Source organism: Streptomyces sp. AC602_WCS936 (assembly GCF_019049125.1).
In the GTDB taxonomy this organism is placed as follows: domain Bacteria; phylum Actinomycetota; class Actinomycetes; order Streptomycetales; family Streptomycetaceae; genus Streptomyces.
This window is the reverse complement of sequence record NZ_JAGMUF010000027.1, coordinates 1-12,799: the sequence shown is the minus strand read 5'-3', so window position 1 is coordinate 12,799 and position 12,799 is coordinate 1. Positions and strand designations below refer to the sequence as shown.

The window sequence follows — 12,799 nt, the reverse complement described above, 5'->3', positions numbered from 1 at the left end:
CGGTTCCGCTCGCTCCCGCCTCGAGGCCCGGTGGACGCGGCGCACCGGGCAGGGGCGGCCCGGTTACCTTCGTGAGCGTCCACGAGTAGGTGAGGGGGGCGTCTGATGACGGAACCGACCATCGGGTTCGCGCGGACCTCCGTGCTGCGGGTGCTGCCGGGCGCGGCCGCCGCCGCGCGCGGGGTGCGGTTGTTCCTCGTCGGCCCCGACGCCCTCGCGCGGGCCGGGATCAGGTCCCTGCTCGACGGGCGCGGTGACATCACCGTCGTCGGCGAGGACGAGCCCGGACCCAGGGCCCTCGCGGCCGTCCGGGCGCACGAGCCCGACGTGCTGCTCGCGCACGGACTGCGCGACGAGGAGGAGTCCGACGCCCTGCTGCGGGCGGTCGGAGCGGACGGCGCCGTGCTCACCGTCGGCGGCGTCGAGCCGCCGGAGCGCCCGGCTCCGGCCCTGCGCGGTCACCTGCCCGTGACGGCCGGCGCCGAACAACTCGCCGCGGCCGTCTCGCTGGCCGCCGCCGGCTACTCGATGGCCCGCGGCCCACTGGCCCCGGCCGCACCGCCCGCCCGCGGCGCCGGCACCACGTCCGTCTCCACCGTGCCGCCCGACCGGCTCACCGACCGCGAGCACCAGATCCTCGACCTCGTCTCGCGCGGGCTGTCCAACACCGAGATAGCCCGCTCGCTGACGCTGTCCGAGCACACCGTCAAGACGCACGTGCAGAACCTGCTCCAGAAGCTGCGCCTGCGCAACCGGGTCCACGTGGCCATCTACGCCTTCGAGTCCGGCCTGCGCTGACGGCACCCGGACGGCCCACCGCCCCGCCGCGGCCCCCGCCCGGCCTCCGTCCCCCTGCCGTCCGGTCCCGCCGCGGCCGCTATCCACCCACGGCGCGCCGCGCCCGCGTGCGGTGTGGTGCCTTGCCCGTGCCACGGGGTGTGGGGCGCGTGCCCGGGTGCTGGTGTGTCAGGTGCCGCCTGCCCGGGGGCCGCCGTGCCCGCGTGCGTGCCGTGGCACTGAGGGCGGAGTCAGTCCGGGTGTCGCCGTGCTCGCGTGCCGTCCGCCCGGGGGTGACCGCGCGCATCAGGTGTCGGTCAGCGGGCTGTCAACCGTGACGGGGAGGCTGGGCCGGTATCGCGCCGCCTGTGCCGCGGACGGCCCGGAACCTTGGGGGAAGTGTGCCTGTTCCCGTTCCCGACGACGTGCGTCTGCCGCTGACGGCGGCCCAGCTCGGCATCTGGTTCGCGCAGGCGAGAGACCCACGCAGCCCCGTGTTCAACACGGGCGAGTACGTGGAACTCGCCGGCGACCTCGACCAGGACCGGTTCGAGGCGGCCCTGCGGGCCGTGGTCGAGGACACCGACGCGCTGCGCCTCCGCTTCGCCACGGACCCCGACGGAACCGTCTTCCAGAGCGTGGCCCCGGACGCCGGGTTCACGCTGCACCGCGTGGACGTCAGCACCGCCGAGGACCCCGGCGCCGCCGCCGACGCGTGGATGGACGACATCCTCGCCACCCCGCTCGACGTCACCTCGGGACGGCCGCTGTTCACCCAGGCGCTCATCACGCTCGGCCCGGACCGCCACCGCTGGTTCCAGCACGTCCACCACCTGCTGCTGGACGGGTACGCCTTCCGGCTCGTCGCCGGGCAGGTCGCCCGCGCCTACCGCGGGGAACCGCTCGAGGACCTCCCCGGCATCCGCGCGCTGCTCGACGCCGAGCACGCCTGGCGCGACTCCGACGCCCACGCCGCCGACCGTGCCCACTGGCTCGCCGCACCGCGCCCCGCCCCGGTCGCCCTGGCCGGCCGCACCGCCCCCGCCCGGCCCGCCCCCGTACGCCGCAGCGCGTTGCTGCCCGCCGCCGTGCGCGAGGGACTGACCGGGCTGGCCGCCGCCGCGGGGACCGGCTGGCAGGCCGCCTTCCCCGCCGCCGTCGGCGCCTACGCGCAGTGGCTGACCGGCCGGCGGGAGGTCACGGTGCGACTGCCGGTCACGGCCCGCCGTACCGCCGCCGCCCGCCGCGCCCCCGGATGCGTCGCCGGCGTCCTGCCGCTGCACCTCGCGCCCCGGCCGGCCGACTCGCTCGCCGGCCTGGTGGCCGCGGGGCGCGACGCGCTGGCGCCCGTACTGCGCCACCAGCGCTTCCCTTATGAGGAGGTCCGCCGCGCACTGGGCCTCGTCGGCGAGGACGCCACGGGACCCGTGGTCAACGTCGCCGGGCACGACCACGGCATCGACTTCGGCCCGCTGCGGGCCACCGTGCACACGGTGTCCACCGGCCCCGTCGACGACCTGAAGTTCTCCGTGCACGAGGAGGGCACCGGACTGCGCCTGAACCTGGAGGCCAATCCGGCGCTCTACGACGAGGCGGCCACCGAGGACCACCTGCGCCGCTTCACCCGCTTCCTGGACCGGCTCGCCACCGCCGACCCCGGCACCCCGCTGGCCCGCGTGCACGCCGCCCACGGAACACCCGCCGCCCGCCCGGCCGCCGCCGGCGCCCCGGCCGGCACCCTGCACGGCCTGATCGCCGAGCGGGCCGCCGCCACCCCCGGCGCCGTCGCCGTCACGCACGGCGCCGAGCAGCTGACGTACGCCGAACTCGATGCCCGCGCCAACCGCCTGGCGCACCGGCTCGTCGCCCGCGGCGCCGGACCCGAGCGGATCGTCGCCCTCGCCCTGCCGCGCTCCCCCGACCTGGTCGTCGCCCTCCTCGCGGTCCTGAAGACCGGCGCCGCCTACCTGCCCCTGGACCCCGACTACCCCGAGGACCGGCTCGCCTGGATGATCGAGGACGCCCGGCCGGTGACCGTCGTCGACGAGGACGCGCTGCGCGCGGACGACGCCGGCCACCCGGCCACCGACCCGGGCGTGGCGGTGGACCCGGCGAATCCGGCGTACGTCATCTACACCTCCGGTTCCACCGGCCGCCCCAAGGGCGTGGTCGTCCCGCACGCCAACGTGGTGCGGCTGTTCGCCGCCACCCGGCCCCTGTTCGGCTTCGGCCCCGACGACGTGTGGACCCTCTTCCACAGTTACGCCTTCGACTTCTCCGTCTGGGAGATCTTCGGGGCGCTGCTGCACGGCGGCCGGCTCGTCGTCGTGCCCCACACCGTCAGCCGCTCGCCCGCCGAACTCCTCGGCCTGCTCGGCCGCGAGCGGGTCACCGTGCTCAGCCAGACACCGAGCGCCTTCCACCAACTGGACGCCGCCGACCGGGACGCCGGCTCCCCCCGGCTCGCCCTGAAGCACGTCGTGTTCGGCGGCGAGGCACTGGAACCCGCCCGGCTCGCCGACTGGTACGCCCGGCGCGGCGAGAGCGTCTCGCTGGTCAACATGTACGGCATCACCGAGACCACGGTGCACGTCACCCACGCCGTTCTCGGCCCCGGCGACACCGCCCCCGGCACCAGCTCCCGGGTCGGCGGCCCCCTGCCCCACCTCGCCGCCCGCGTCCTGGACCCCGCGCTGCGCCCCGTGCCGCCCGGCTTCACCGGCGAGCTGTACGTCACCGGCGACGGCCTCGCCCGCGGCTACCTCGGCCGCCCGGACCTGACCGCCGACCGGTTCGTCGCCGACCCCTACGGCCCGCCCGGCTCCCGCATGTACCGCACCGGCGACCTGGTGCGCCTGCTCGACGACGGCACCTTCGCCTACCTCGGGCGCGGCGACCACCAGGTCAAGATCCGCGGCTTCCGGATCGAACTCGGCGAGATCGAGAGCGCGCTGGCCGCCCACCCCGGCGTCGCCCAGGCCGCCGTCACCGTCCGCGAGGACCGGCCGGGCGACCGGCGGCTCGCCGCGTACGCCGTGCCCGCGGCCGGCACCGCACCCGACCCCGCCGGCTGGCGCGCGACGCTCACCCGCACCCTGCCCGCGCACTGCGTGCCCGCGTCGTTCACCGTGCTCGACACGCTGCCGCTGACCGCCAACGGCAAGCTCGACCGGGCCGCGCTGCCCGCTCCCGACGCCCCCACCGCCACCGCCGCCGGCCGGACGCCGCCCGCCGACCCGGCCGAGGCGGCCGTGCGCGGCGCCTTCGCCTCCGTCCTCGGCGTCACCGAGGTCGGCGGCGACAGCGACTTCTTCGCCCTCGGCGGGCACTCCCTGCTCGCCGGGCGGCTCATCGCCGCCGTCCGCGACGCGCTGGGCGCCGAGATCACCGTCCAGGACCTGTTCGAGGCGCCCACCCCGGCGGGCCTGGCCGCCCGCGTCCGCGCCGCCGCCACGCCCGAGCGGCCCCCGCTCGTGCCCCGCCCCGCCGACGGCCCCGCCCCCATGTCGTACGCCCAGCACCGCATGTGGGTGCTGCGCGAGGTGGAGGACGCCGCCGCCCCCACCTACAACATGCCGCTCGCGCTGCGCCTGACCGGCCCGGTGAACCGCATGGCGCTGCGCGACGCCCTGTACGACGTCGTGGTCCGGCACGAGAGCCTGCGTACCGTCTACCCGCGCGGCGAGCACGGCGTCACCCCCCGCGTGCTGCCGCCCGAGCAGGCCCGGCCCTGGCTGGTGGAGACCCGCGTCCAGCCCGACCGGCTGCCCGCCGCGCTCACCGAAGCCGCCCGCACCCCCTTCGACATCGACTGGCAACTGCCCGTCATCGCCCACCTGTTCACCCTGCCCGACGGCGACAACGTCCTGCTGCTGGTCCTGCACCACGTGGCCTGTGACGGCTGGTCGCTGCGCCCGCTGCTCACCGACCTGTCCACCGCGTACGCCGCCCGGGGCGCCGGCGCCGGCGCCGAGCCCGGCTTCGGGCCACTGCCCGTCACCTACGCCGACTTCGCGCGCTGGCAGCGTGAACTGCTCGGCGACGAGGACGATCCGACGAGCCTGTCCGGGCGCCAGCTCGCCCACTGGGAGCGCACCCTGGCCGGCCTGCCCGACCAGCTGGAACTGCCCACCGACCGCCCCCGGCCGCCGGTCGCCGAGCACCGCGGCGACTCCGTGCCGCTGCGGATCGGCCCCCGACTCCACGCCAGGCTCGACGCGTTCGCCCGCGAGCGCGGCGCCACCTGCCACATGGTGCTCCAGGCCGCGCTGGCCGCCCTGCTCACCCGGCTCGGCGCGGGCACCGACATCCCCATCGGCTGCCCCACCGCCTCCCGCCCCGACCGCGCCCTGGACGACGTCGTCGGCTTCTTCGTCAACCCGGTCGTGGTGCGCGCCGACACCTCCGGCGACCCCGCCTTCACCGATCTGCTCGCCCGGGTGCGGGCCACCGCGCTGGCGGCCTACGCCCACCAGGACGTGCCCTTCGACCGGGTCGTCGAGCGGCTCCAGCCGGAGCGGTCGGCCGCCCGCCACCCGCTGTTCCAGGTCGTGCTGTCCTACCAGGACTTCGAGGCCCGGCCCGCGCTCAAGGGCCTCGACGTGCGGCGGGAGCCCGTCGACTTCGGCGTCGCCAAGTTCGACCTGACGTTCAACCTGGTCGAGCACCGCGACGGCCGGGGCGGCTTCGCCGGCATCGACGGCGACCTGGAGTACGACCTCGCGCTGTACGACCGGTCCACCGCCGAGTCCCTGGTGCGCCGCCTGCTGACGCTGCTCCAAGGGGCCATCGACGCGCCCGGGCTGCCGGTCGGCGCGCACGACCTCCTGGACGACGCCGAACGCGCCCGCCTGGCCGCCTTGAACGACACCACCCGGCCGGTGCCCGGCACCGGACTCGCCGAGCAGTTCGCGGCCCAGGCCCGGCGCACCCCCGACGCCGTCGCCGTGGTCGGCACCGACGGCACCGAGCTGACCTACGCCGAACTGGACGCGCGCTCCGGGCGGCTCGCCCGGCGGCTCGCCGACGCCGGCGTCGGCCGCGAGAGCGCCGTCGCGGTCCTCCAGGAGCGCTCCGCCGACCTCGTCGTCTCGCTGCTCGCGGTGGTGCGCGCCGGCGGCTTCTACGTGCCACTCAACACCCGCTACCCGGCCTCCCGGATGGCCCTGATCACCGGTGACGTCGGCGCCCGCGTCGTACTCACCGACCGTGCCACCGACGCCGAGCACGCCTGCGCCTCCTGGGCACCGGACGCCGAGGTCGTCGTCGTGGACGACGCGCACGGCGGGCAGCTCCGGCCGCTGCCCGCCGTGCCCGCCCACCCGCACCAGCTGGCGTACGTGATGTACACCTCCGGCTCCACCGGCCGGCCCAAGGGCGTGGCCATCACCCACGGCGACGTCTCCGCGCTGGCCGCCGACCGGTGCTGGCGCACCGGCAACCAGGAACGCGTCCTGCTGCACTCCCCGTACTCCTTCGACACCTCCCAGTACGAGCTGTGGGTGCCGCTGGTGTCCGGCGGCGCCGTCGTCGTCGCCCCGCCCGGCGACCTGGACACCCGGGCCCTGGCCCGCGCGGTCGTGGACGGCCGGGTCACCGGCATGTGGCTCACCTCCGGCCTGTTCAACCTGCTCGCCGAGGAGTCCCCGGAGTGCTTCACCGGCGTACGGGAGGTGTGGACCGGGGGCGACGTCGTCTCCCCGGCGGCGGTCGCCCGGGTCCTGGCCGCCTCGCCCGGCACCATGGTCGTCGACGGCTACGGACCGACCGAGACCACCACCTTCGCCACCCACCACTTCATGCGGGCGCCGTGGGAGCAGGAGACCACCGTCCCCATCGGCACCCCGCTGGACAACACCACCTGCCACGTGCTGGACGACCGGCTGCGGCCCGTCCCGCCGGGCGTGGCCGGTGAGCTGTACATCGGCGGCACCGGTCTGGCCCGCGGCTACCTGAAGCGGCCCGACGCGACGGCGGAACGGTTCGTCGCCGATCCGTTCGGTCCCGAGGGCGCCCGCGTGTACCGCACCGGCGACCTGGTGCGCAGGCGCGGCGACGGCGTGCTGGAATTCCTCGGGCGCGTCGACCACCAGGTCAAGGTGCGCGGCTTCCGGATCGAGCTGGGCGAGATCGAGTCCGTACTGGGCTCCCACCCGCAGGTCGCCCAGTGCACCGTCCTGGTCCGCGAGGACCGCCCCGGGGACAAGCGGCTCGTCGCCTACGTGGTGGCCGCGCCCGGCGCCGACCCCGATACCGCCGCCCTGCGCGCCCACGTCGCGGGAGCGCTGCCCGACTACATGGTGCCGGCGGCCGTCGTCGGCCTGCCCGCGCTGCCGCTCACCCCGAACGGCAAGCTCGACCGCCGGGCCCTGCCCGTGCCGGACTTCGGCGCCGCCACGGGCGCGCACCGCGCTCCGCGCACCCCGCGCGAGGAACTGCTCGCGGTGCTGTTCGCCGAGGTGCTGGGTGTGGAGCGGGTCTCCGTCGACGACAGCTTCTTCGACCGCGGCGGCGACAGCATCATGGTCATCCAGCTGGTCGGCCGGGCCCGGCGCGCCGGGCTGGTGCTGAACGCGGCGCAGGTCTTCGAGCACAAGTCGGTCGCCGCCCTCGCCCAGGTCGCCGAGGGCAGCACCGAGCAGGCGTCCGCCGCACCGGGCGGCCTGACGGCCGAGCCGGCCGGCGAGGTGCCGCTCACCCCCGTCATGCACTGGCTGCGCGAACGCGGCGGCCCCGTCGAGGCGTTCAGCCAGACCATGGCCGTACCCGTCCCGCCCCACCTCGACGAGGCCCGCCTCACGGCCGCCCTGCAGAGACTCGTCGACCACCACGACGTCCTGCGCGCGGTATTCGCCCGCGAGCCTGGCGTGGACGGTGGCGCGGCGGGCGGTGGCCTTGTGGGTGATGGCCCTGCGGCTGGCCGCCCTGTGGGTGGCGGCCCTGCGGCTGGCGGCCCTGTGGCTGGCGTCGCGGCAGGTCGTGGCACGCCCGGCGGGGACACAGCGGGCGACGGCACGGCGTCCGGTGGAGGTACGGCAGGAGTCGGCACGGCATCCGGTGGAGGCACGGCAGGAGCCGGTACGACGCGTGGCGGCGACACGGCGGGCATCAATACAACGCGCGGCGGGCACGTCGGCTGGACGATGCGCGTCGACCCGCCCGGCACCGTCCGCGCCGCCGACTGGGTGCGCCGCGTGGAGGCCGCCGGGCTGGACGAGAGGGCGCTGGCCGCGCTGGCCGCCCGGGAGGCCGCCGCCGCCCGGGACCGGCTCGACCCGTTCGCCGGCCGCACCGGCCAGGCCGTCTGGCTGGACGCCGGAGCAGACCGGCCCGGCCTGCTGCTGCTCACCCTGCACCACCTGGTCGTGGACGGCGTCTCCTGGCGCATCCTGCTGCCGGACCTGCGGGCCGCCTGGGAGGATCCGCAGGCCCCCCTGCCGCCGGTCGGCACCCCGTTCCGGGCCTGGGCCCAGCACTTGGCCGAGCAGGCACGCACCGAGCGGCGGCTGGGTGAACTCGCCCTGTGGACCAGGATGCTGGCGCACGGCGCACCGCCGGTCACCGCACGCCGGCTGGACCCCGCCCGCGACACCGCGGCGACCGCCCGCAGCATCAGCCTCGACCTGGACCCCGACACCAGCGCCGCCCTGCTCACCACCGTGCCCGCCGCGTTCCACGGCCGGGTCGACGACGTCCTGCTCACCGCGTTCGCGCTCGCCGTCGCCGACTGGCGCAGGCGCCGCGGGCTCGGCGACGCCGACGCCGTCCTCGTCGACGTCGAGGGACACGGCCGCGAACCGGGCGACAGCGGCGCCGAACTCTCCCGCACCGTGGGCTGGTTCACCTCCATCTACCCCGTCCTGCTCGCGCCCGGCCCGCTCGACCGGGACGACGCGCTGGCCGGCGGCCCCGCCGCCACAACGGCCGTCAAGCGGGTCAAGGAACAGCTGCGGGAGATCCCCGACGGCGGCATCGGCCACGGGCTGCTGCGCCACCTCGACGCCCGCGCGGCCCGCGGCCTGACCGCCCTCGCCCCGCACGGCACACCCGACCTGGGCTTCAACTACCTGGGCCGGTTCCCCGCCCCCGACGGCGGCCTGTGGACCGCCGCCCCCGACGCGGACCTGATCGGCGACGGCACCGACGAGCGCCTGCCGCTCGCCCACGCCGTCGAACTCAACGCCCTCACCCGTGACGAGAGCGGCGGACCCCGGCTCACGGCCGTGTGGACCTGGGCCGGCCGGCTCCTGGACGAGGACGCCGTACGCGACCTCGGTGAGAGCTGGTTCCGGGCCCTGACCGCCCTCGCCGCCCACGCCGAACGCCCCGACGCGGGCGGGATCACCCCGTCCGACCTGGCCCTGGTCCAGCTCAGCCAGGACCAGATCGACCAGCTCGAAGCCGCCTGGAAGGTAGCCCGATGACGCAGTCCGGACTTGCCGACGTCCTGCCCCTGACCCCGCTCCAGGAAGGGCTGCTCTTCCAGGTCGCCTACGGAGCGCAGGCCGACGGCCCGGACGTCTACACCGTCCAGATGGTCTTCGAGTTGCGCGGCCCGCTGGACGAGGACGGACTGAAGTCGGCGGTCCGCGCCCTGCTGCGCCGCCACCCCAACCTGCGCGCCGGCTTCTGGCAGCAGAACGTGGACCGGCCGGTGCAGTTCGTGCCGCGCGAGGTGCCGCTGCCCTGGCGCCGCCGCGACCTCACCGGGCTCCCCGACGACGAGCAGCGGCGGCGGGTGGACGACTTCGTCGCCGAGGACCGCGCCGAGCGCTTCGACCCGGGCGCCCCGCCGCTGCTGCGCTGCGGCCTGCTCGCCCTCGGCCCCGACCACCACAAGCTCGTGCTGACCACCCACCACCTGCTGTTCGACGGCTGGTCGATGCCGCTGCTGGTGCGCGAGCTGTTCACGCTGTACGAGCACCACGGCGACGACTCCGCGCTGGCGCCCGTCACCCCCTACCGGGCCTATCTGGCCTGGCTCGCCGGGCGTGACGGTGACGCGGCCCGCACCGCCTGGCGCACCGCGCTGGCCGGACTGGAGGAGCCGAGCCTGGTTGCGGACGCCGGGCGCAGCCGGGGCGCGGACGGCGGCTTGGCGCTGCCCGGCCAGATCTGGCACGAGGTGGACGAGGCCACCACCGGGCGGCTGACCACCCTCGCCCGCTCCCTCGGCCTGACCCCCAACACCCTGGTGCAGGGCGTCTGGGCACTGCTGCTCGGCCGTGAACTCGGCCGCGACGACGTGGTGTTCGGCGCCACCGTCTCGCACCGCCCGCCGGAGATACCCGGCATCGAGTCCACCATCGGCATGTTCATCAACACCCTGCCGGTACGGGTCCGCATCAGCCCCTGGGAGACGCTCGGCACCCTGCTGGCCCGCGTCCAGCGCGAGCAGGCCGCGCTCATCGAGCACCGGCACCTGTCCCTGACCGAGATCCAGACGGCGGCCGGCACCGGTGAACTCTTCGACACCGTCGTCGTGTTCGAGAACTACCCGCTGGACCCGGAGGTGCTGCGCGCCGAGACCCGCGGCCTGCGCCTGGCCTCCTTCGAGGTCGGCGACGCCACGCACTACCCGCTGAGCCTGCTCGCCATCCCCGGCGAGCGGCTCCGCTTCCGCCTCGACCACCGCGGCGACGTGCTGGACACCGCCGGCGCCGAGCGGCTGCTGCGCCGCCTGGACGCCCTGCTCGCCGATGTCGCCGAGCACGGCGCCGGCCTGCCCGTCGGCCGCGCCGCCCTGCTGCCGGCCGACGAGCACGACCAGGCCCTCGACCTCGCCCGCGGACCCGCCTCCACCGCTCCCGGAGACCGCACGCTGCCCGCCCTGTTCGAGGCGCAGGCCGCTCGTACTCCGGACGCGGAGGCGCTGGTGGTGGGCGGGGAGTCGTTGTCGTACGGGGAGTTGAACGCGCGGGCCAACCGGCTGGCCCGGTATCTGGTGGAGCGGGGTGCGGGTCCGGAGCGGATCGTGGCGTTGCGGCTGCCGCGTGGTGTGGAGCTGTACGTGGCTCTGCTGGCGGTGCTGAAGTCGGGTGCCGCGTATCTGCCGGTGGATGTGTCGTATCCGGCCGAGCGGATCGCGCTGATGCTGGAGGATGCGGGTCCGGCGCTGGCCCTCACGTCCGAGGTGCTTCAGGCGGATCTGTCCGGGTTCGCGGCGGCGGATCTCACCGACGATGACCGGCTCGCTCCGCTGCTGCCCGGTCACCCGGCCTATGTGATCTACACGTCCGGTTCCACCGGCCGCCCCAAGGCCGTGGTCATGCCGGGCTCGGCCCTGGTCAACCTGCTCACCTGGCACCAGCGGGAGATACCCGGCGGCACCGGCACGGTGGTCGCCCAGTTCACCACCATCGGCTTCGACGTCGCGAGCCAGGAGATCCTCTCCGCGCTGCTGCACGGCAAGACCCTCGCCGTGCCGGCCGAGGACGTGCGCCGCAGCGCCGAGCTGCTGACGGCCTGGCTCGACGAGCGGCGCGTGGCCGAGCTGTACGCGCCGAGCCTCGTCATCGACGCGGTCGCCGAGGCCGCCGCCGAGCAGGCCCGCACCCTGCCCGCGCTGGTCCACGTGGTGCAGGCCGGGGAGGCACTCGGGCTGGGTCCCGCCGTGCGCGCGTTCGTCGCCGCCGTACCCGGCCGGCGGCTGCACAACCACTACGGTCCCGCCGAGACCCACGTGACGACCGGCACCGCCCTGCCCGCCGACCCGGACGGCTGGAGCGACCCGGCACCGATCGGGCGGCCCGTCGCAGGCGCCCGCGTCCACGTCCTGGACGGCGCGCTGCGGCCGGTGCCGCCCGGTGTCACCGGCGAGCTGTACCTGGCCGGCGCCGGTGTGGCACACGGCTACCTGAACCGTCCGGAGCTGACAGCCGAGCGGTTCGTCGCCGACCCCTACGGGCCCGCCGGCTCCCGCATGTACCGCACCGGTGACCTGGGCCGGTGGCGGGCCGACGGGGAGCTGGAGTTCGCCGGCCGCGCCGACCACCAGGTCAAGATCCGCGGCTTCCGGATCGAGCCCGGCGAGGTGGAGGCCCGGCTCGCCGCGCTGCCCGGCGTCGCGCGCGCCGCGGTCCTCGCCCGCGAGGACCGCCCCGGCGACAAACGCCTCGTCGGCTACGTGGTCCCGGCCCAGGACGCGCCGGACCCCGCCGCGCTGCGTACCGCGCTGGCCCGGACCCTGCCCGACTACATGGTGCCCGCCGCGATCGTCGTCCTGGACGAACTGCCGCTGACCCCCAACGGCAAGCTGGACCGGGCCGCGCTGCCCGCGCCGCGGACCACCGCGGCCGCCCGGCGCGGGCCGCGCTCGCCGCGCGAGGAGATCCTGTGCGGCCTGTTCGCCGAGGTGCTCGGCCTCACCGGACCGGTCCACATCGACGACGACTTCTTCGCACTCGGCGGGCACTCCCTGCTCGCCACCCGGCTCATCAGCCGCGTCCGCAGCGTCCTCGCCGCCGAGGTGCCGCTGCGCGAGCTGTTCGAGGCACCCACGGTCGCCCGGCTCGCCGAACGCCTCGACGGCGCCGACGGCGCCCGCCCCGCCCTGCTGCCGGTCGCGCCCGAGCGGCGCCCGGCCCGGCTGCCGCTGTCCCACGCCCAGCGCCGGCTGTGGTTCCTCGGCCGGCTCGACGGCCCCAACAACACGTACAACATCCCGCTCGCCCTGCGGCTACGCGGCGACGTCGACCGCGCCGCACTGCGCGCCGCCCTCGCCGACCTGACCGCCCGGCACGAGACGCTGCGCACCGTCTACCCCGCCCACGCCGGCGAGCCGTACCAGGAGATCCTGCCGCCCGGCGAGGCCGTACCCGGCCTGGAGACCACCACCGCCGACGAGGACCGCCTCGCCGACCGGCTGGCCGAGACGGCCGGGCGGCCCTACGACCTCACCTGCGACCTGCCGCTGCGGGCCACGCTGTTCGAGCTGGGCGAGGGCGAGCACGTGCTGCTGTTGCTGCTGCACCACATCGCCGGCGACGGCTGGTCCCTGGCCCCGCTCACCCGCGACCTGGCC

3 protein-coding genes are annotated in these 12,799 nt (G+C 76.1%); all 3 read left to right on the top strand.

Going from position 1 to position 12,799, the window contains the following annotated elements:
• The first annotated feature begins 105 nt into the window (after nucleotides 1-105).
• A complete protein-coding gene (locus tag KUM03_RS12100; protein ID WP_217247038.1) occupies nucleotides 106-798 on the top strand; it encodes a response regulator transcription factor in 693 nt (230 codons plus the stop codon).
• 380 nt (nucleotides 799-1,178) lie between these two features.
• Nucleotides 1,179-9,200: a non-ribosomal peptide synthetase gene (locus KUM03_RS12095; RefSeq protein WP_217247037.1), complete on the top strand. Its 8,022-nt coding sequence runs from the start codon at nucleotides 1,179-1,181 to the stop codon at nucleotides 9,198-9,200.
• On the top strand, nucleotides 9,197-12,799 hold a 3,603-nt coding region (locus KUM03_RS12090), incomplete at its 3' end, for a non-ribosomal peptide synthetase (RefSeq protein WP_217247036.1). The genes KUM03_RS12095 and KUM03_RS12090, both read left to right, overlap by 4 nt.

Bases quoted from the DNA above. Each gene is read 5' to 3' on its own strand.
- KUM03_RS12100 (WP_217247038.1), top strand. From the start codon at position 106: ATGACGGAACCGACCATCGGGTTCGCGCGGACCTCCGTGCTGCGGGTG.